This window comes from Hymenobacter fastidiosus, from assembly GCF_039539565.1.
Classification (GTDB): Bacteria; Bacteroidota; Bacteroidia; order Cytophagales; family Hymenobacteraceae; genus Hymenobacter; species Hymenobacter fastidiosus.
The window spans coordinates 121,303-141,561 of the sequence record NZ_BAABDJ010000038.1; the positions used below are offsets into that span (position 1 = coordinate 121,303).

General features: G+C 62.1%; 19 protein-coding genes. 14 read left to right on the top strand and 5 right to left on the bottom strand.

Going from position 1 to position 20,259, the window contains the following annotated elements:
* The first annotated feature begins 17 nt into the window (after positions 1-17).
* Positions 18-1,334, top strand: a complete 1,317-nt coding sequence (locus ABD833_RS17480) for an APC family permease (RefSeq protein ID WP_345074752.1) — start codon at positions 18-20, stop codon at positions 1,332-1,334.
* An 81-nt stretch (positions 1,335-1,415) separates the two neighbouring features.
* On the opposite strand, the gene ABD833_RS17485 is transcribed toward ABD833_RS17480, so the two are convergent.
* The gene (locus ABD833_RS17485; RefSeq protein WP_345074754.1) at positions 1,416-2,450 is read right to left on the bottom strand and encodes a hypothetical protein; all 1,035 of its coding nucleotides are present in this window, start codon (positions 2,448-2,450) and stop codon (positions 1,416-1,418) included.
* Positions 2,451-2,663: 213 nt separating this feature from the next.
* Here ABD833_RS17485 and ABD833_RS17490 point away from each other — a divergent pair, with 213 nt between their 5' ends.
* The 3 genes from ABD833_RS17490 (at position 2,664) to ABD833_RS17500 (ending at position 4,886) form a co-directional block, all read left to right on the top strand.
* Entirely contained in the window at positions 2,664-3,866 is a 1,203-nt protein-coding gene (locus ABD833_RS17490; protein WP_345074755.1) for a zinc dependent phospholipase C family protein, read from the top strand.
* 71 nt (positions 3,867-3,937) lie between these two features.
* Positions 3,938-4,069: a hypothetical protein gene (locus ABD833_RS17495; RefSeq protein WP_345074756.1), complete on the top strand. Its 132-nt coding sequence runs from the start codon at positions 3,938-3,940 to the stop codon at positions 4,067-4,069.
* Between the two features lie 73 nt (positions 4,070-4,142).
* Positions 4,143-4,886 carry a peptidylprolyl isomerase gene (locus ABD833_RS17500; RefSeq protein ID WP_345074759.1) on the top strand — a complete coding sequence of 248 codons (744 nt, stop codon included), beginning with the start codon at positions 4,143-4,145 and terminating at the stop codon, positions 4,884-4,886.
* A 350-nt stretch (positions 4,887-5,236) separates the two neighbouring features.
* Here ABD833_RS17500 and ABD833_RS17505 read toward each other — a convergent pair whose 3' ends face one another.
* Together ABD833_RS17505 and ABD833_RS17510 are read right to left on the bottom strand one after the other, a co-directional pair.
* Positions 5,237-5,671 carry a hypothetical protein gene (locus tag ABD833_RS17505; RefSeq protein WP_345074761.1) on the bottom strand — a complete coding sequence of 145 codons (435 nt, stop codon included), beginning with the start codon at positions 5,669-5,671 and terminating at the stop codon, positions 5,237-5,239.
* Positions 5,672-5,987: 316 nt separating this feature from the next.
* Positions 5,988-8,087 carry a M13 family metallopeptidase gene (locus ABD833_RS17510; RefSeq protein ID WP_345074762.1) on the bottom strand — a complete coding sequence of 700 codons (2,100 nt, stop codon included), beginning with the start codon at positions 8,085-8,087 and terminating at the stop codon, positions 5,988-5,990.
* 271 nt (positions 8,088-8,358) lie between these two features.
* Between ABD833_RS17510 and xseA the strand changes: the two genes are divergently transcribed.
* The 8 genes from xseA to ABD833_RS17550 all read left to right on the top strand — a co-directional run bounded on the left by xseA (position 8,359) and on the right by ABD833_RS17550 (position 14,221).
* Positions 8,359-9,891, top strand: coding sequence for an exodeoxyribonuclease VII large subunit (gene xseA / locus ABD833_RS17515; RefSeq protein WP_345074764.1), 1,533 nt, complete (start codon positions 8,359-8,361; stop codon positions 9,889-9,891).
* On the top strand, positions 9,888-10,124 hold the full coding sequence (gene xseB, locus ABD833_RS17520) for an exodeoxyribonuclease VII small subunit (RefSeq protein ID WP_345074766.1): 237 nt from the start codon (positions 9,888-9,890) through the stop codon (positions 10,122-10,124). The genes xseA and xseB overlap by 4 nt, the downstream gene beginning before the upstream one ends.
* A gap of 170 nt (positions 10,125-10,294) precedes the next feature.
* Positions 10,295-10,615, top strand: coding sequence for an antibiotic biosynthesis monooxygenase family protein (locus tag ABD833_RS17525; RefSeq protein ID WP_345074767.1), 321 nt, complete (start codon positions 10,295-10,297; stop codon positions 10,613-10,615).
* 56 nt (positions 10,616-10,671) lie between these two features.
* Positions 10,672-11,340 carry a hypothetical protein gene (locus ABD833_RS17530; protein ID WP_345074769.1) on the top strand — a complete coding sequence of 223 codons (669 nt, stop codon included), beginning with the start codon at positions 10,672-10,674 and terminating at the stop codon, positions 11,338-11,340.
* A gap of 79 nt (positions 11,341-11,419) precedes the next feature.
* Positions 11,420-12,121 carry a hypothetical protein gene (locus ABD833_RS17535; protein WP_345074771.1) on the top strand — a complete coding sequence of 234 codons (702 nt, stop codon included), beginning with the start codon at positions 11,420-11,422 and terminating at the stop codon, positions 12,119-12,121.
* Between the two features lie 146 nt (positions 12,122-12,267).
* Positions 12,268-13,011 (top strand): hypothetical protein, encoded by a 744-nt coding sequence (locus ABD833_RS17540; RefSeq protein WP_345074772.1) that lies wholly within the window; start codon positions 12,268-12,270, stop codon positions 13,009-13,011.
* The gene (locus ABD833_RS17545) at positions 13,008-13,823 is read left to right on the top strand and encodes a sensor histidine kinase (protein ID WP_345074774.1); all 816 of its coding nucleotides are present in this window, start codon (positions 13,008-13,010) and stop codon (positions 13,821-13,823) included. The genes ABD833_RS17540 and ABD833_RS17545 overlap by 4 nt, the downstream gene beginning before the upstream one ends.
* Positions 13,820-14,221: a response regulator gene (locus ABD833_RS17550; RefSeq protein ID WP_345074775.1), complete on the top strand. Its 402-nt coding sequence runs from the start codon at positions 13,820-13,822 to the stop codon at positions 14,219-14,221. Before ABD833_RS17545 ends, ABD833_RS17550 begins: the two co-directional genes overlap by 4 nt.
* 155 nt (positions 14,222-14,376) lie before the next feature.
* On the opposite strand, the gene ABD833_RS17555 is transcribed toward ABD833_RS17550, so the two are convergent.
* Together ABD833_RS17555 and ABD833_RS17560 are read right to left on the bottom strand one after the other, a co-directional pair.
* The gene (locus ABD833_RS17555; RefSeq protein WP_345074776.1) at positions 14,377-17,142 is read right to left on the bottom strand and encodes a TonB-dependent receptor; all 2,766 of its coding nucleotides are present in this window, start codon (positions 17,140-17,142) and stop codon (positions 14,377-14,379) included.
* Positions 17,143-17,890: 748 nt separating this feature from the next.
* Complete coding sequence (locus ABD833_RS17560; protein ID WP_345074777.1) at positions 17,891-18,253, bottom strand: MGMT family protein; 363 nt, start codon at positions 18,251-18,253, stop codon at positions 17,891-17,893.
* 132 nt (positions 18,254-18,385) lie between these two features.
* On the opposite strand from ABD833_RS17560, the gene ABD833_RS17565 reads away from it, so the two are divergent.
* Complete coding sequence (locus tag ABD833_RS17565) at positions 18,386-18,889, top strand: YciE/YciF ferroxidase family protein (RefSeq protein ID WP_345074778.1); 504 nt, start codon at positions 18,386-18,388, stop codon at positions 18,887-18,889.
* A gap of 179 nt (positions 18,890-19,068) precedes the next feature.
* Positions 19,069-20,232, top strand: a complete 1,164-nt coding sequence (locus tag ABD833_RS17570) for an efflux RND transporter periplasmic adaptor subunit (protein ID WP_345074779.1) — start codon at positions 19,069-19,071, stop codon at positions 20,230-20,232.
* Positions 20,233-20,259 lie beyond the last annotated feature (27 nt).

Genomic DNA, 20,259 nt, shown 5'->3' on the forward strand with positions numbered 1-20,259 from the left:
TTCTATTCTCTCCTGCCTTGCCGCCTGCTCTGCTGCCACCCGCCCGCCCTTCCCGCCTACTGCGGCTGCTGGGCCTGGGGTTTGGGTTGGCCGTGGTGGTGGGCGGCACCACGGGCACGGGCATCCTGCGTTCCCCGCGGGAAGTAGCCGAAGCCGTGGGCTCGCCCAGCGGAGTACTGCTGGTGTGGCTGGCCGGGGGCGTTTATGCCCTGCTGGGAGCTAATGCCATTGCCGAGCTCGGGGCCATGCTGCCCCAGGCCGGGGGCTGGTACGGCTATGCCCACCGGGCCTTCGGCGAGTTCGTAGCCGTGGTAGTGGCCTGGGGCGACTGGGTGAGCAGCTGCGTGACGGCGGCGTTGGTGGCGCTGCTGATGAGTACCTACCTTGTCCTGCTGTTCCCGGTTCTGGCCGGGTACGAGCGGATGGTAGGGCTGGCGGCCGTTGGGGTGCTGGGCCTGGTACAGTGGCGCGGGCTGCGCGAAGCCAGCCGGTTTCAGGAGCTGACGGCGCTGCTGGTAGCCGGGGCCTTGCTGGTGCTGTTGGTGGGCAGCTGGTGGCTGCCCGCGGCCCCGGCCGCCGCCATGGGGCCGCCCGGCAACGGCCTGCTGCCCCTGGTCGTCGCCTTTCAGGCCGTCATCTTTGCGTACGATGGGTGGTACGCGGCCATTTACTTCGCCGAGGAAGATCATGACCCCGCGCGGACCGTGCCCCGCTCCATGCTGGGTGGGGTCGGCTTGGTTATTCTGATTTATGCCCTGCTGAATGCCGCCCTGCTGCACGCCCTGCCTTTCCAGCAGCTGGTCGGGGCCGAGCTGCCCCTGGCGGAAGTAGCCGATCGGCTGCTGGGGGAGTGGGGTCGGCGCGCCATGCTGGTCGTAGCCATCCTGGGTCATCTGGGGGTGCTCAACTCGGTGCTGCTGATGGCCACGCGCGTGCTCTTCGCCCTGGGCCGCGACGGACTGCTGCCCCCACCACTGGCGCGGGTGCATACGGCGGGCACCCCCCGCCCGGCCCTGCTGGTAGCCCTGCTGCTGACCGCCGCGCTGGTGGCTACGGGCACGGCCGGGCAGCTGCTGGCCGTAACCAGTATTTTGTTTGTGAGCTACTACGCGGTGGGGTTTGCGGCCGTGCTTCGGCTGCGCCGTACCGCCCCGGAGCTGCCCCGGCCCTACCGCACCTGGGGCTACCCCTTTACCACTTGGATTGCGCTGTTGGGGTCGTTGGCTTTTTTGGTCAGCAATGCCGTGGCGGAGCCGGGCAATACGTTGCTGGCCATGGCGCTGGTAGCCGGCAGCTACCCCCTATGGCGCTTCGTGAAAAAGCCGGCCGCATAGGCTGCCTATGAAGTCCTGAGGCTGGCCTCATCTTGTTCGCCCCTGGCCACCAGGGCTCAGAGCCAGCTCGGACGTAAGCCTTCAGATTCCCGCGGCCGGCCCCAGCATCAGCATCAGGTTCAGGCGCACCACGTCGCCCATGCTGGCGCAGCGGGTGAAAGCGGTGGTGTGGTGATGCTGGTTCAGCTCGGCTTTGAGCTGGTCTACTTTGGCGGCCGGGGCCAGCTCGTCGTGACGCATGCAGTCCATCAGCGCTTTGAGGCGGTAGCGTTCCAGGCGCACCCGGCGCAGCATCAGCACCCGCTCCTCGGTCTGGTACTGGCGGATGGCCTCGGGCTTCAGCAAGCGGCTGCACATGTCAATCACGGGGCGGTTGTCCTTGAAATACTGCGGCAGGTACATGGTTTTGCGGCCCTCGTAGCTCTGCTGGTCGAAGTCGATGGCCCGCACCCGGTACTGGTCGTCCTCAAAGTCGGGCGTGATGACAATCACGTAATTGTAGGAGCGCATGTCGCCGAGCAGGCGGGCAAAGCACCGCTCGTTGAACTTGACGAACTCCTTGGCGATACGCACCTGATTGAAGTGCTGCTGGGGCAGGCGGGTGCGGATAAAGTCGTCGCCGGGGATGCCGGCAATGTGCTCTTCCACCAGCGTATCGCCGCTCACCAGGTAGCTCAGGCGGTTGGGCGACAGCAGGTGCTCCAGCTCCAGGCCGTACACCCGCGAGGCATCGGCCTGCTTCACGTAGAAGTAGTCGTGGTTGTCGTTGAGCAGGTTCACGATGCGCACCCGAAACGGGTTCGAGTTGCCAAAGCGGCAGTAGTCGATACGGTCGGCCAGCAAATGCTCGGTAAAGGACAGGTCGCTGCCGGTTTTGAGCAGGGCGTACACCTGAGTCAGGCCGGTGACCAGCTCGCGCAGGGCCTGAGGCTCGTAGAACACCGTTTCCCAGAGCGTATCGTGGCCCTGGCGGTCGATAAGCGGGAAAGAGCCGCCTATCTGGCGCAGGTCGCGGTAGCTGACCGGCAGTGGCGTTTCGCGGTCGTAGTGCTGCAGGTAGGTGCGCAGGGGCTCCCGGATCGGATAGTGAAGCTTCTTTTTGGAAATCAGAGCCATCAATTGGTTTTTGGGGATTCGTTTTTGGTTTTTGGCAACCTGGCCCAAGGCGCCTGAATGTATGCCGGGCAGGCCATCCTGGCCCACGGTGGTACGCGGGCTGGCTTCAGGCTTTACGGTTTGGTCGAAATTAAAAACCAAAAACGAATCCCTAAAAACCACCCACAATTTCCCGAACTTCGCGAACCCACAACTGGTTGCTTTTCCCTCGTCATGAAAAAACAGTTTTTTCTCCTGGCTTTACTGTTGCTTTGCCCGTTTATCTCGCCCGGCTGGGGGTTTTTCGCCCACCGGACCATCAACCAGATAGCCGTGTATGCCTTACCTAAGGCCATGCAGGGTTTTTACTACCGCCATCTGCCCGAAATAGTGCGGCTGGCCGTTGCCCCCGATGAGCGGCGCGACGATGACCCTTCTGAAGCCAACAAGCACTTCATCGACATGGACCACTACGGTGAAGACCCGTTCGGGATGATGCCCAAGCTGTGGGAAAAGGCGACGGCTAAATACTCGGCCGATACGCTGCGCAAGTACGGCACCGTGCCCTGGATTGTGATAGACGTGAAGGAGAAGCTGACCGAAGCCTTCCGCCAGCGCGACTCGGCCGCCATCGTGCGCCTTTCCGCCGACCTGGGGCATTACGTAGCCGACGCGTACGTGCCGCTGCATACCACCCTCAACTACGATGGTCAGCTTACCAATCAGCGGGGTCTGCACAGCCTGTGGGAATCGAAGCTGCCCGAGCGCCACATTGCCGAGTACAAGCTGGACGCCGAGAAGGGCGAATACCTGAAGGACCCGCAACGGACTATCTGGCAGGTGGTGCAGGAGTCGTATGGCTTCCTGGGGGCCACCTTCGATATGGAGGAGAAAGTGAGCCGCACCTTTACCCCCGAAACCAAGTACGTTTTCTCCCATAAGTACGGCAATACCCGCCGCACCTACTCCGACGCCTTTGCCGATGCCTACCATAAGGAAGTAGGCGGCATGGTGGCCTTCCGGCTGAAGCTGGCCCCCACCCTGGTGGCTTCGATGTGGCTGACGGCCTGGCAGGACGCCGGCAAGCCCGATCTGGATGCGCTGCTGGCCAAAAAGCCCACCAAGGAGGATAAGGAGAAGCTGGATAATGAGCTGAAGGTGTGGGATAAAAACGAGCTGGTGCCCCAGGATATGCTGCTGGCCCTGCACCCGGAAAAAGCCGTGGAGCGGCCCGATCTCATCAACTCGGCCAAGGACATGGCCCCGGTACCGGAAGAACCCGAAACCGCCCCCACCGATGCCGTCGCTCCGCCTCCCCCCGCGCCCGCCCAGCCCGGTCCGGAAAAAGTGAAGGTAAAAACCAAAACCGCGGCCGGCACCAGCAAGCAGAAGGAAAAGAAGAAGCCGGCGCCCAAGGTCAACGACGGCTGGAACTAGCGGTTGAGTTCTTCGACTGGTACGGTCGAGCTGCCGGATGTTGTACAAACGGCGGGGCGTACGGCTTGTAGATGAAACCGGGGCTGGTAGGTCCGGGCTCATTCGTGGATAAGCTGCTGCCCATTCCGAACCGGAGCAACGACAGGTTTCCGGATGCCAGGACGTTCATGGACATGGCCAGGAAGATGGGCATCGAGCTGTAAACTGGTTTTTGATAGCTTTGAGGGGACGGCCGGCTGGTCGTCCCCTCTTTTTTTGCGCTCTTTTTTCATCCTGATGCCTGCTCCCTCCCTGCGCCTTTCCGGGTTGCTGGTCCTGCTGCTGGCGGCCTGCAACCAGACTCCGCCCCCTGCCACCGATGCGGCCACCCCACCGCCCCGCCCGCCCGTGCCCGGCCCCAGCCTCTCGGCCCTCACCGACAGCAATGCCACGGCTCTGCTCACCCGGTATGGCGTGGAACACCCGGCCTCGGAGGTGATTCTGCACACCCGCCTGGGCGATATGCGCGTGAAGCTCTACGACGATACGCCGGTGCACAAGGCCAATTTCCTGCTGCTGGCCCGCAAAGGAGTATTCGATGAAACCGTATTCAACCGCGTGGTAAAAGGCTTCGCCATTCAGGGCGGCCGCTCCGACCACCGCACCATCCGCATCAACCGCTACCACCTGGCGCCGGAAATCGTCCCTCAGCACTTCCACCAGCGTGGGGCCCTGGGCATGGCCCGCTACGACGACGACCAGAACCCCGGCAAGCTGTCGTCCAACTCCGACTTCTACTTCGTGCAGGGCGAAAAGCTCACCCCCGACCAGTCGGCGGCTATGGCCGGCCGCCGGCTCACTGCCGCCCAACAGCGCACGTACGCGACTAAAGGCGGGGCGCCTTCGCTGGATGGCAAGTATACCGTGTTCGGCGAAGTGGTGGAAGGACTGGACGTCATCGACAAAATTGCCGCCGAGCCCGTAGGCACCGATAAATGGCCGGCCAAGGATGTCGACATAAAAATCGAAGTAGTCCAGTGAAGATGCTGGCGGAAGTCTGAAGCCCGGCGCAGCCGGGCGTGACTTCCCGCCGAGCTGACGCGGCAAGTCTCCAGACTGGCCGGACTGGCAGATCTTTTCTACTCTCGTCAGTCAGGAGACTGACCTCGTGGCGGCGGTGCTGGCGGAAGTCTGAAGCCCGGCGCAGCCGGGCGTGACTTCCCGCCGAGCTGACGCGGCAAGTCTCCAGACTGGCCGGACTGGCGCGAAAAGTATTTTCTACTCTCGTCAGTCAGGAGACTGACCTCGTGGCGGCGGCGGGAAGTCACGCCTGCGGCTTCAGACTTCCGCCAGAGCGCGCCTTCCGCCAGAGTGGCAAACGGCCGCGAACCTTACGGTACCTGCCGCACCTGTATCAGTCGGGCCTTGTTTACGTCGCCGGGCTGTTCCTGCAGTAATTCCAGCAGCTCAGCCAGCGTATAGACCATAACATTGGCCGACGGCTGAAACTCCGGCCGGGTCAGGTCGGCGGCGGCGGTGGCGGCATCCTTGCCGGCCGGATGCAGGTAGGCACTGTCGGGCGTGGCGCGGAACACGTGGTAGAAGAAATAGCGCCTGGCCGCCGCGCCGCCGGGCTGAAACTGCACCACGTACACGTCCCCAACGCGAGGCTTGGCTACCTGCGCCCGCAGTCGCCCCACGGCCGAATCAACGACTACGGCAGCCGGTGTATCTCCTAGTCCTTGCTGCTCGGCCGGGGTGGCTTTATTGCAGCCCACGGCCAATAGCAAGATCAGTACAGACGGCAGAAAAAGCGTTTTTAGCATGGGAGCAGGATAAAATACCGGTCAAAGGTACCAGCAATACGCAAAAAGGCGGCCCGCATAGTGCGAACCGCCTTTTTCGGCGAAATGGGGAGTGGTGAATGCTACGCGTAAAGGACGACCGTGCCCATCAGCCCATTCCCCACATTAACCCACATCAGCACATTAACTCACATCAGCACATTAACCCACATCAGCACATTAACCCACATCAGCACATTAACTCACATCAGCACATTACCCACATCAGCACATTAACTCACATCAGCACATTAACCCACATCAGCACATTACCCACATCAGCACATTACCCCCCCCCCTACCAGATCTTGGCGCGCATGTTCTGGGCCCGGACCATCCTGGCCTCTTCCTTACAGCCGAAGGCCTCGTAGAACTGGGGCATGTTCTGCAGCGGGCCATTGGTGCGGTACTCGGCCGGGGAGTGCGGATCGGTCAGAATCTGCTGGCGCAGGGCTTCGGGGCGCTGGTTGGTGCGCCACACCTGGGCGTACGACAGGAAAAAGCGCTGCTCGGGCGTGAACCCGTCGATCTTGGTTTTGGGCTTGCCGGCCAGGGACTTCTGCAGCGCCGTGTAGGCAATGGTGAGGCCGCCGAGGTCGGCCAGGTTTTCGCCCAGCGTGAGCTTACCGTTCACGTGCACCGAATCCATGGGCGTGAAGGCGTCGAACTGCTGGCCCACGATGTCGGCCCGCTGGGTGAAGTTGGCCGCGTCTTCCTTGGTCCACCAGTCGCGCAGGTTGCCTTCAGCATCGTACTGCCGGCCCTGGTCGTCGAAGCCGTGGGTCATTTCGTGGCCAATCACGGCCCCGATACCGCCGTAGTTCACCGCGTCATCGGCTTTGGGGTCGTAGAACGGCGGCTGCAGAATACCGGCCGGAAACACGATTTCGTTCATCGGCGGATTGTAGTAGGCATTCACCGTGGGTGGCGTCATGCCCCACTCGTTGCGGTCGATGGGTTGGCCCAGCTTCTTATTTTCGTCATTCGACGCCCACTCGCGGGCCACCAGCAGGTTTTTCAGGTACGACTCGCGGCTGATGGTCAGGGCCGAATAGTCCTTCCACTTGTCTGGGTAACCGATTTTAACGACGAAGGCATTAAGCTTCTTCAGCGCTTCCGTCTTCGTGGTGGCGCTCATCCAGGCATTCTGCTGAATATGCTCGGCAAAAGCCGCCTTCAGGTTATTCACCAGGTCCAGCGCCTTCTGCTTGGATTCCGGCGTGAAGGCCTTGTCGACGTACACCTGGCCGAAAGCTTCGCCCAGCGCATTGTCCGTCGAGCCCAGCATCCGCTTCCAGCGCGGCTGCATCTGCTTGGCTCCGGTCAGGGTCTGGCTGTATTTAAAGCTCTCATTCACGTACGCCTTGGGCAGTGCCCCGGCCACCGACGACACGAGGTGCCAGCGCAGGTAGGTTTTCCAGTCGTTCAGCGGCTCAGCCTTCAGCATCGTGTTGGCTTCCTTCAGAAAGGCGGGCTGCCCCACAATCACCGACTTAGCGGCGCTCAGCTTGTTCTGCGCCAGAATTACGGGCAGCCCCAGGTTCGGGTACTGCTTCTGCAGCGCCGCCACGGTCATCTTGTTGTAGTTGGCGTAGGGGTCGCGCAGGTCCACCGGGCCCTTGGAAGCCTTGGCCAGCCGGGTTTCGAGGCGCATGATGGTGGCCGCGTTTTTGGCCGCGTTGGCCGGCGTTTCGCCCATCAGCCCGAACACGTTGGTGATGTAGCTCACGTAAGCGGCCTGCACGGCTTTAGTGCGCGCATCATCCTTGAGGTAGTAGTCACGGTTGGGCAGCCGCAGGCCGCCCTGGTAGATCTGCACGGCGTACTGCGTGCTGATTTTCTCATCCTGCCCCACGCCCATGCGGAACACCGAGTTGGTCCCGATCTGCTGCTGATGGGCCAGCGCCGCCTGCAGTCCTTTCAGATCCTTAATGGCGTCGATGCGCGCCAGCTCGGACCTGAGCGGCGCGATGCCAGCGGCCTCAATGGCGGCCGAGTCCATGGCCGAGGCGTAGTAGTCGCTTACCTTCTGGGTGTTGGTGCCTTTGGCCGCCGTGGTGTTGGCCGCAGTTTCTTCCAGAATCTGGCGCTGCACGGCCTGGTTCTTATTGATCAGCTCGTTGAAGCTGCCCCAGCTGGTTTCGGAGGCGGGCACCGGATTGTTTTTCAGCCAGTTGCCCGAGGCGTACTGGAAGAAGTTGTCGCAGGGCTGCACCGACTGGTTGATATTGGCCACTTCCAGCCCGATGCCTTTCACTACGGGTTCTTCCGTGGCGGCCGCGGTGGTAACGGGAGTCGCAGTAGTGGCCGCAGCGGGCGTTTTGCTGGAGGCACAGCCCGCCAGGGTCAGGCCCGCGGCGGCCACGGTGGCCAGGGTCAGCCGGTTTCGGTTATTCATGGGAAGTCGTTTGGATGGGAAGTTTGTCGCAGAAAGGTAAGTGAAAATGTAAAATCCGGCGCAGAAGGGCCGCCAGTCCGGGAACTGGTGGTAACGCGGCCAGGCCCTGGGCAGGGTTACTGGCCAGGCAGACTGTTCTAACCATAAGCGTAGTTTTCCGGTTACGCCGCCGGGGTGGCGCCCAAAGGCGCCACCCCGAAGCTCCCCTGCCGGCTTCAGTGGCCCGCCGCCGCTTTAGGGCGACCAAGCCGATTTATGTACCTTGCCGATCATGTCCCCGCTGTTTAATCGTCGCCCGGAGCCGGGCCTGCCGGCTTCCTTACCCCCCATTGCGCTGCCGCTGGCCGAGCTGCTGGTGCGCGTCCGCCAGGCCCTCGAAACGCGCTTCGCCGAATCGTACTGGGTGGTGGCGGAAGTAGCCGACCTCACCCTGCCCCGCTTCGACGGCGCCCACTGCTACCTGGTGCTCACCGATCAGCACGTCACCGGCCGCGGGGCCCAGCTCAAGGCCCAGGCCCGGGCCACCATCTGGAGCCAGCGCTACCAGCAGCTGGCCCCGGCATTCCTCGACCAAACCGGGCAGGAGCTGCGCGTAGGCCTTAAGCTGATGCTGCGCGTGCAGGTGAAATTTCACGAGCAGTACGGCCTGAGCCTCGACGTGCTGACCATCGACCCGACCTACACAGTGGGCGAGCTGGCCCGGCAGCGCCTGGCCACCATCCGTAAGCTGGAGGCCCAGGGCCTGCTGGAACGGCAGAAAACGCTGGCCCTGGCGCTGGGGCCCCAGCGGCTGGCCGTTATATCGTCGCCTACTGCCGCGGGCTTTCAGGATTTTGTGCAGCACCTGAGCGAGTCGGCCTATGACTTTGCCATCAGCCTGTTTCCGGCCATCATGCAGGGCAGCGAGTCACCGGCGAGTCTACTGGCTGCCCTGGACCAGATCCGGCCGGTGCGCGCGGGTTTCGATGCGGTTATCATCATTCGCGGCGGGGGCTCCAAAACCGACCTGCTGGCTTTCGACGACTACGGCCTGGCGGCGGCCATCGGGGCTTTTCCCCTGCCCGTTATCACCGGTATCGGCCACGAGCGCGACGAAGCGGTAATTGACCTGGCCGCCCATACTGCGCTTAAAACGCCCACGGCGGTAGCCGCTTTCCTGGCCGGGCGGTTGGCCCGGCTGGAGGCCGTGTTCGGCGGCTACGCCGGGCAGATTCAGGATCTGGCCGGCCAGCATCTGCTGCAGGCCCGCAGCGTTGTGGCCCGGCTTACCAGCCACACGCGACTGGCCGCCCGCAACCAGCTCGGGGACCACCGCGCGCAGCTGCAGCACGATTTGCGAGCCGCCGCCGCTGCCCCCCGCCGGCAGGTGCGGGAACAGCAGCGGCAGCTGCTGCGCTACCTGCACACGCTGCCCCGGGCCGCCCGCCGCAACCTGACCGGCCAGCAGACCCGGCTGCGCACCGTGGGGCGGCACCTCACCCAGCGGTTTCGGCGGCTGCACCGGCGGCGGCGCGAGCAGCTGCTGCACCACCGGTACCAGCTGCAGCTGGCCGCCGAGCGCCTGCTGCACCGGGCCCGGCTGCGGCTGCTCGACCGGCCCGGCACCACCCTGCCGGAACCGGCGGTACTGGCCCGCCATGGCTATGTACAGCTCCTCACCGCGGGCACCCCAACCACCGACTGCCAGCCCGGCGACGCGGTGCGTCTGGTGCTGCCCACCGTCACGCTCACCGCGCAGATAACCGCCCGCCACCTGCCCGGGGCTTCCCTTGCCGTTTCTACCTCTTCCTCCGTTCCCGAATGACCAACGAGACCACCTACCGCCAGGCTATTGCCGAACTGGAAACCATCCTGCGCGACCTCGAAACCGATACCGTGGACGTGGATGACCTGACGGCCCGCGTGCAGCGCTCCGCCGAGCTGATCCGGCTCTGCCGCCAGAAACTGCGCCACGCCGAAACCACCATTGACCAGGTATTCGACCGCCTGGAGGATGAGGACAGCGCCGCCGAAACCCAAGCCGATAAGCCGGTCTGATATCCTATAGCCGGAGGCGGCAATTCCCTGCTCCCAGCCGATGGATCACCCGGGGGCAAACCCCGGCAGGCGGCTTGCATCCGGAATTGATTGCGCTATATTTGAATGCCTCAATGCGGAGGTTGATTTATCCAATCCATTCTTTCTACTTTCCCAACCCACCTGTTTTCATGGCCCTGAACCCTACCGACGGCGAATTTATTGACCTCGATGTTGCCGTTCGCAATACCCGCCGCTACCGGGCCCAGCCCGGCGCTACGGCTTTCAAAGCCCAGTTCTTTGGTAAGGATCGGATCAATGCTCTCCTGAACGAGCCCGGCTGCGTGGGCATCCGCATCTACAACTCCGTTGACGCGCTGGGCCGGAAGGGCTTCGTCCTCGTTGGGGCCAAAGCCGACGAAAGCGACTTGTACCTGGAGCCTAATCAGCTGCTGGCTACCGGGCCTGCCTGCCCACCATGCTGCGCTCCCGGGAGCCCTCTGAATGAATAGTAAAACATGATATGTCAGCGCCAGAATCCGAATGGATAGTACAGACTGCAAAGCTATTGAACATCATTTCATTGCTTACCTATCTGCTTCCATTAGTAGTAGGCCTGAGGCACTGGCGCTATCTCACGCGGGCTCATAAAAAGCTGGTCTGGTACGTCCTTATTGCGGGTTGCTTGCTCAACACTTTGTCTGAAATCAGTCGGGTAGTATGGCATAACAACCACATCTTCCTGTACCTGAACACTTGGGTGGAAACCCTGCTTCTGAGCTGGGCTTTTTATCTTTCGTTGCGTTCAGCGACCGTTAAAAAACTGCTTTTTTGGGGTCTTGTTGGATTTATGATTGTGGCATTGGTGCAGGTAGTATACTTTCGCGGACTATATGCCTCCAACACCTATGCTCGCATTGCCCAGAGCATTCTGCTTATTGGGGCAGCCCTGCTGTATTTTGAGCAGATACTGCAGGAATTACGGAGCATTCAACTAGAACATGACCCCATGTTTTTAGTCAGTGTAGGCGTAATGCTCTACTTTGCCGGCTGCCTGATGGTCTTCATTTTGGAAGACTCCATGTATGCGCAGAAACAGATTACCCAGGTCTGGATGATGTACAGCATCCAGTTCGTACTGCTAATCGTATTTAATGCCACTCTCACGTTGGCTTTATACCGCACCCGTGAAAACGTAAAACGGGTAACGGGTAACGAGTTGGGACGCTTCAGTTAAGGAGCAGTACTTTCAGGCTTCCCCCCTCCGCTTCGTTCACGCCATGGAGTGCCGGTCTGGCGCCCCTGTTCCTTACCTGATGCCAGCACCTGATATTGTGTGGTGGGCCGCACTGGCCAAAAAGCTGAATATCCTGGCGCTGCTGACGTATCTGGTACCCTCGGCAGTGGGCTTATGGCGCTGGTCGGGGCTGGTTCCGGCTTACCGGCCCCTGGTGTGGCTGGTGGTAGGTCCGGGCTTTCTGCTGGGTTTGGCCTCGGAGATTGGCCGCTACGTATTTCACAACAACATCGCGCCGCAGCATCTCATTACGCTGACTGAGACCCTGGTGCTGGGCTGGGCGTACTGGTATGCGCTGCACTCCGCGCGCAACCGCCGCTTCCTTATGGGGGCCCTGGGAGGGTTTATCGTGGTTTTTGGGGTCGAGTCGGTGTACTGGCGCGGGTTCTGGCAGGGCTACAATACCTACGCGCATACTTTCCAGACCTTTGTGCTGCTGGCGCTGGCGCTCCTGTATTTCGAGCAGCTGCTCCAGGAGCTGCATACGAGTCGTCTCGAGCACGACCCCATGTTTCTGGTCAGCGTCGGCACGATGCTGTACTATGCCGGCACCATTATGGTTTTCCTGCTGGAGGATGGCATGCAGCACCGGCACCAGACCGATCAGCTCTGGGCGATGTTCAGCATTCAGGCCACCCTGCTGATTGTCTTCAATGGCTTTCTGACGCTGGCCCTGTGGAATGCCCATCGGGCTCCGCAGGTATCGAAGGCCCTTCTTTAACCGACGGGCCCGGCAGCGGGAAGCCGGGCCCGCCACCCGGGCCGACGAGTTGCGGCCAGCAGGTTGCCCACCCGACGGATGAGCCCGGAACCTGCTGTACGCAACGCCAGCGGGGACAGAATCCCGCCGTGGATTCCCGCTGATAGGTGTACAATACGGCATCGAACCCTGGTTCTTCCCGCGCTGCGGCCCCACCTGCCAGGTCTATTCCTCCGTGGCTTGTTTCCTGCGCCGAATACCTGGAGCAGGCGGCCAAAGGGCTGGTGCTGGTGCCGCTGGGGCTGGCGGGAGGGCGGTGGCCCCGCCTGTCGCCGGCCCTGCGGCGGCTGGCCGGGTATCTGCTGGTAGCTGAAGCGGCCGGGCTCACCGCCGGCGTAACGGCGCTCTACCGGCCCCGGTGGCAGCTGGCCATCGGGCAAGGGTTTACCCTCATCGAAACCTTGTTTTTCTGCCGGATATACTACCTTACCCCGCGGTTGCCCCTATGGCCGCGCCTGATTGTCTGGCTGGCCCCGCTTTTCACCCTCTTCGCCCTCTTCGCCACATTCTATCTGGAAGACATCCAGCAGGTCAACGCCTGTACCCACGTCGGGCAAAGTGGCTTGCTGATTGCCCTGGCACCGCTGTGCTTTGAGCAGCTGCTCAGGGAGCTGCAGATTATCCGGCTCGAACACGACCCTTTGTTTCTGGTTAGTGCCGCGGTGGTGCTGTACTTTTCGGGTACGATTCTACTGTACGGGTTCATCAACTATTTTCTCACGGCTCATGATTATGCGGGTAATCGGGTCATCTGCACTATTCATTCTATTGTGAGCCTGATTCAGTATAGTTTCTTCGCCTTAGCCTTCTGGTATGCCGGCCGGCTGCCCCAAGCTCCGTCGCCCTCATGAATACCTGGCTGCTTCCCGTAATGCTGGCTACGCCGGTCCTGCTGCTGCTGGCCCTGGGCATCGTGGCCTTCGTGCTGCGCTATCAGCGGCGCCTGCTCCGCCAGCAGGAACAGCTGCGGCAGGTGCACGAGGCCTCCCAGCAGCAGGCGCTGGAAGCGGCGCTGCTGGCGCAGGAAGAGGAGCGCCGCCGCATCGCGGCCGACCTGCACGATGGCGTGGGCACCACGCTGGCTATCGTCAAGCTCCATTTGAGCACGCTGGGCCAGCCCGCCCTCACCCAGGAAGCCACGGCCCTGCTCGACCAGGCTATCAGCGAGGTGCGCCGCATCTCCCGCAATCTGCTGCCGGCGGCGCTGCAAAAGTTCGGGCTGCCCTTCGCCCTCGATGCCCTGGCCCGCACCGTACCCGCCGACGGCCCCACCCAGGTGCTGATTGAGCAGCGTGGCCAGCCCCGCCGCCTCGACCCCAAACGGGAGCTGATCGTGTACCGGGTAGTGCAGGAGCTGCTCGGCAACGGCCTGCGCCACGCTCATGCCGAAACCATCCACGTCAGCGTCGATTTTGGCACCGACTACCTTTCGCTGCACTATCTCGACAACGGGGTAGGCTTCGATCAGGCAGCCAGCGACGACACCCCCGTGCCGGGAACCCGCACCGGGCTGGGGCTCACCAACCTGCGGAGTCGCGTAGCCGTGCTGCGCGGGACGCTCCGCCAGGAATCGGCCCCGGGCGCGGGCAGCCGGATTTGGATTTCCTTCCCGATTCCCTACCTTCCGGCCGATCAGGCTTCTATTCCCATTTCTGCCCTATGAATACCCAGACCATTCGTTTAGCCGTAGTCGATGACCATATTCTGTTCCGCAAAGGCCTGCGGGCGCTGATCAGTGGATTTGCCGGTATGGAGGTGCTGTTTGAAGCCGGCGACGGGCAGGAGCTGCTCGAACACCTCGATCAGGGGGTCGTCCCCGACGTAGTGCTGATGGACCTGCAGATGCCGGTGCTGGATGGCCTGCAAACCGTGCGCCTGCTGCGGGCGCAGTATCCGCGCGTACGGGTAGTCATCATTTCCATGCACGACGAACCCGAGCTGATTGACAGTCTGCACTCGGAAGGCGCGCACGGCTACCTGCTCAAAAACGCCAATCCGGAAGAAGTGCGCGGGGCCATTGTGGCCGCCGCCCCGCCCCGCCCGTCCCTGGCGGCGCTATAATCACCCCGGTTCCTCCCTGCCCGGAACGGCGTTCCGCCTTTGCCAGTGCCCTGCTTACCCCATCAGCCCGCTACCGGAGGCCGTTGGAAATAGCCCCAAAAAAAACCCCCGCCAGTTTTCCTGGCGGGGGTTTTTTTTGGTACCTGACTGCGCTGTTAGAGCGTCGCCGACAAACCGAGGGTGAACGTGCGGCCGCGGTTGAAAAAAGCTTGCTGCTGATTTATATCCGGTACGTTGGAGTCGCTGCGGCTCGATACGTCGGTGAAGTAAAACTCATTCAACGCATTCAGCACCGAGGCTTTCATGCCTAACCGCAGCCGGTCCTTGGCCACCTTGGGGAAGTCGTAGCCGAAATGCAGATCCAGGTTCCGGCTGGTTGGCAGACGGTAGGAGTCGGTGCGCGTCTCCGGGTTCAGGATGCCGGTGGGGTTGAAATCGGCGTAGTACTTGGAGAACAGCAGGAACGACGGCCGGAAGTAGGCCCCCCGGAACGGCTCGTAGCGCAGCCCCAGCTGAAACTGGTTCTGGGCCGCATCGCCGACGTGGATGTTGTCCAGATAGATGGGCTGGTCACGGTCCGATACCAGCTCGTTGGCTTCGTTGGTCTGGTTGAGCAGCCCCTGACCCGTCCAGCGCCAGTCGCCGAGCGAGATGGCCGCGCTCAGCTGCAGACGGCGGCTGATTTCCTGGGCTACGCTCAGCTCTACCCCCACGTGGCGGGCATTCACGTTGCGCACGGCACTGTAGATGGGTTCGCCCGACGCGGCCGAAAAGGAGTTGCTGGTTTTGTTGGCCCACAGGGTGTAGTAGGCATTCAGCGTGGCCTTCATGCTGGGGTAGCTGATGCCGTAGCCCATTTCCAGGCTGGTGATGCCCTCGGGCTTCACGTTGTCGTAGAGGCGGCCCTGGTTGGTATACACCAGGTTGAAGAACGGCACCTTGCTGTTGTAGCCGGTGTTGACGAACACGTTGTCGTGCTCGGTGAGGTTGTAGTTGGCCCCCGCCTTGAAGCTGTAGCCGGTGTAGGTGGTCCAGTCGGTCTCCGATGTTTGAGCGTCGGCATTGGTGTAGGTGCGGCCATTGATGGTTTTAACCTTTCCGAAAGGCACCGGGTACACCTCGCCGTCTACCGTCACTTCCTTCGCCTTGAAGTAGTCGATCCGCTTGTAGTTGACGCGGGACAGGGTGCCGCTGACCACGGCCGACAGCACCGGGGTTTTGTACTCCAGCTGCCCGTAGCCCCCCAGCCAGCGGGTTTTGCCGTCGTAGTTGTAGCTGAACTTGTCGCCCTCCCGCAGGCGGGTGGTCGGATCAATGTTCTGGTTGCCCAGCACGGTCGCGTAGTCGCCCCCCAGCAGGTCGCGCACTTCCCGGTAGTGCAGGCCGTAGTAGCTGCGCCCGTCTACCCCGGCCGACAGCGTGAGCTTGTCGGTGAGGTTGTAGTCGGCTCCCACCACGAACCCATACCAGCGGTGGCTGTTCACGCTGTTCACCAGGAACTGGTTCGATTTCCGCTCCTGGGTGAAAAGGGTATCGTTCTTCCGCGTTACCGTATTAAACACGGTGGGATAATTGCGGCGGTTGGCGTTGTAGATGCCCTGAAAATCGGTCTGGTTCGTTGCCGGATTCTGCCGCAGGGTGGTATTGCCGCCCACGCCGCCGCCATTGCCAAACGAGGCGTAGGCGACGGACGTGACAAACAGCCGGTCGTTGACCTGCCAGAAGTCGTTGAGGTTGATCTGGGGCTTGTTGTAGTAGTTGGAGCGCTCGTTCAGATCTTCTGAGGCCTGCACGTTACTGACCTGGCGGGTCACCGGGTTGCGGTCGTAGCGGGTGAGCGGCCCCCAGTAGGGGTTATAGTCGAACCCTTTGTTGCCGTTGGTCACCGACGCAGCGCCGATTTCCCGGGCCTTCTTTTCGGAGTAGTAGCCGACGAGGCTCTGGAAGGCGCGCTGGCCGTGCTTCTGCGGCGAGCCCATCCCCGTCAGCGACAGGCGATGGTTGCCCACGCGCTTGCTGATGTTGCCGAAATAGGTCCAGGCGTCGTCAAAAGCATGGTCGACCCAGCCGTCGGAGGTGCGGCGCGAGCCATAGACGGTGAAGGCCCAGTCGCCTTTCAGCTGACCTGAGCTGAGCATGAGCGAATACTTCCGGTAGTTGTTCGAGCCGCCTTCTACGCGGGCCAGCAGACTTTTCTTGTCGTCGAAGCCGCGGGTCAGCACGTTGATGGTGCCGCCCACCGAGGGCACCGAAATCTTGGAGGCCGACAAGCCGCGTTGTACCTGCAGGCTTTTGGTCACGTCGCCCAGGTCCCAGTTCGACCAGTACACCGCGCCGTTTTCCATGTCGTTGACCGGTACCCCGTTGATCATTACGGCGACGTTGCGCTGGTCGAAGCCCCGGATGGTGATGCGGGAGTCGCCGGTGCCGCCGCCGCCTTGCGTGGCGTACACCCCGGGAGTCTCGTTGAGAATCATGGGCAGGTCGCGGTTCGACAGCGTTTCGCGGAGCTTCACCTCATTCACGGCCGAGTAGGCCACCGGGGTTTCGCGCTCCACGGCCAGCCCGAGCGAGCCAACCACCTGCACCTCACTCAGCGTGGCGTTGTCGGCAGCCAGCGAAAACGTCGCCGTGGCGTTCTGGGTGCCCACGGTTACGCGCTGCTCGGTGATTTTGTAGCCGATAAAGGAGGCCTTCACCACGTAGGTACCCGGCTTCAGGTTAGGCACGCTGTAGGAGCCATTGACCTCGGTGCCGGCCCCGGTATTCACGCCGTTGCCGGACACCTGCACCGTGGCCCCGGGCAGGGTTTCGCCGGTCAGCTTGTCGAGCACCCGGCCCTTGATGGAAAACGTGCTTTGCGCCGCCGCCGTGACAACGACCAGACAGGTGAGCAAAAAGGTGAGTAAGGTGTGTTTCATGCAGGAAAACAAGAGTTGCAGCGTTTGCGCGGAGCAAAGGTAAGGGATTGGTAAGTAGCCGGAAAGCTTTGTTCGCACTGAACTTACACGCAAGCCCTGCCTCGGCAAGCGGTGAGCCAGTGCCATATCCGGGGGGCAGCCTCGTCCCTACCAGGTGCAGCTAGCGACGGGCCGGGTACAGGCCCAGGCTCCCCGACATGCCCCGGGGGCCGCCAGCCCGGGCCGGGCCGATACAGCCGCCGTTTATATGTACCGCCGCGCTGACGCCGCGCCCGACAAACCGCTGACTTTGCTGGCCGGTGGCCGGGTGGTGGGCACCCTGCTCCCCAACGGCTCCCTGGCAGTTCGGTGGCACTACCGGCGGCGGGACCTGGCCTTATGCGTCCAGGGCAACGCTAATACCTGTTTCAGCTTCGTAAGTAGGTGGCGAAAATCGTTTTGCATTAAAAAGCACGTCATGCTGAGCCTGTCGAAGCATCTCTACCGCACACTAAACCAATCGTTTAACGACTCGTTAGAGATGCTTCGACAAGCTCAGCATGACGTTCCAAATAGGTCAAACTAATTCTTGTTGGGTACTTACCCGACTTTGCTTCCGCCAATTATCTGGAGTGTTCTCTCCCGAGTGCTACCAGTGCAACGCCCACCTTCCGGCGGGTTATCGCGAAGGAAGGGCTGTTCTACGTCCGGAAATTCCGCCTTCGGGAGCAGCAGCCGTAAGGGCCCGCGCACCACGCCGCCCGCGTCGTTACGCCAGCTCCAGCTGCGGGTCCCAGAACCGGGTTTGGAAGTCCTGCACCTCATCGTCGACCACCTGTACGCCTTCGGCTTCGAGGGCTTCCTGCATGGCCGTGGGGGTGGCAAAGTGGTGGCGGCCGGTGAGCAGGCCGTTGCGGTTCACCACCCGCTGGGCCGGTACGGCAGCGAGGCCGCGGGCGGGTACGGCGGCAATCAGGGCGTAGCCTACCATGCGGGCCCCGTGCCGGGCGCCGAGGTAGTGGGCAATGGCGCCGTAGGTAGTAACCCGGCCGGGCGGCACGAGGCGCACGACTTCCTGGACTTCCTCAAAGAAATTGCGGGTGGCTTCGGTCGGGTTGCGGGGCAGGCTCATGGGCAGGAAGAGAAGACTGGCAAAGCAGAAAGATAAGTGGCCCGCCGGCTTTGGCCAAGCTCGGCCGCAACACCTGGGCCGGGGGTCCCGTATCCCAAGGACTCTTTTTTCATCCTTAACCACTTCCAAGCGATGGGCCTCTTCTCGGATAAACTCACCACCCTCGACGACCTGCTGCACGAGCAGCTGCGCGACCTGTACAGTGCCGAAACCCAATTGGTGAAAGCCCTGCCCGACATGGCCGACGCGGCCAAAGACGCCCGGCTTAAGCAGGCGTTCCAGAGCCACCTGCAGGAAACCAAGAACCAGGTGGCCCGCCTCGAGCAGATTGGCCACGACATGAAATTTGACCTCACCGGCCACACCTGCAAAGCGATGGAAGGCCTGCTGAAAGAGGGCAAGGACATGATTCACGAAGATGCCTCCGACGAGGTGAAGGATGCCGGCCTGATTGCCTCGGCCCAGCGCGTGGAGCACTACGAAATTTCGGGCTACGGCACCGCGGCGCACTATGCCGAGCGCCTCGGCCACGGGGCCGCCGCAGGCTTGCTGCGCCAGACCCTGGCCGAAGAGCAGAGCGCCGATACCAAGCTGAACGACCTGGCGAAAAGCACCATCAACCAGAAAGCCATGTAGGTCGCGGCCTGGTCTGCGTTTAGAAAAAGCCTGCAACCCGCAGGCTTTTTTCGTGTCTTACCCCCATTGCCGGCTCGCCCATAAACCCGGGAAACAAACTCAACCCGGGTGATTCGCGTTGTGAACTGTTGCTTGGCCAGTAATGGCGGGCCCTACCAGGCTGGAACCATCCCCGTTGTATGCAGACTCAGGAACAGGAAAGAGAAGAACTAGAGGCCGCGGAAACTCCAACCGGCAGAAGCCCCCGGGTGCTGTGGATTGTGGTAACCCTGGCGCTGATAGCCGGGCTGGTGTTTGTCAAAATGAGATTTTTTCCTGCTCCCAACACTGATGCCAAAGGGAGTGGCGGGGGCCGGGGGGCGGCCGGGGGCGGCAAAGGAGGCCCGGGTGCCAAAGGAGCCGGCCAGAAGCTCCCGGTGCAGGTCTACGTAGTGCAGCCCACCAACCTCTCCGACGAAGTAGCCGCCACCGGCTCGGTGCTGGCCGATGAGTCGGTGATAATAAAGAGCGAGCTGTCGGGCAAGATTACCAGCCTCAACATCCGCGAGGGGCAGCCGGTCCGCCGCGGGCAACTGCTGTTCAGCATCAACGCCGACGAGGCGCAGGCGGCCATCAACAAGCAGCAGTATAACATCAGGCTCTTCCGCGACCAGGAAAAGCGGCAGCGCACCCTGCTCGACAAGGAATACATCAGCACCCAGGAATACGAGCAGGCCAACAACCAGCTCCAGACGGCCCAGGCGGACCTGAAGGCCTTGCAGGCCTCGCTGGCCAAAGCCTACGTGCGGGCTCCCTTCGACGGCGTGCTGGGCCTAACCACGGCTACCATTGGCACCTACGTCAGCCCCGGCACCGAAATCACGACCCTCTCCCGCGTGCGGCCCGTCAAGATTGACTTTGCCGTGCCCGGCCGCTTCGCGTCCAGCGTGCGGGTGGGCGACGTGGTGAGCATCACCGACGAAGGCACCAGTAAGAAGTACGACGCCAAAGTCTACGCCATCGACCCGCAGATTGACCCGGTGAGCCGCACCCAGCCGGTGCGGGCCCGCTACGCCAACACCCGCGACGAGCTGCGCCCCGGCGCGTTCGTGAAAGTAAACCTACAGCTCGGCGAATCGACCACAGCCCTGCAGGTGCCTACCGAAGCCGTGATTCCGGAAGCCAGCGGCTACAGCGTGTACCTAGTGCAGAATGGTAAAATGGTGCCGAAGAAGGTGAAAATCGGGATTCGCTCCGACAAGGTCCTGCAAATCACCGATGGCCTGGCCGTGGGTGACTCCGTAATCCGAACCGGTATTCTGCAGGTGAAGCCCGGCGACGCGGTTAGGGCTGGCGCCGATTAGTAATTAGTAATTAATAATTAGTAATTA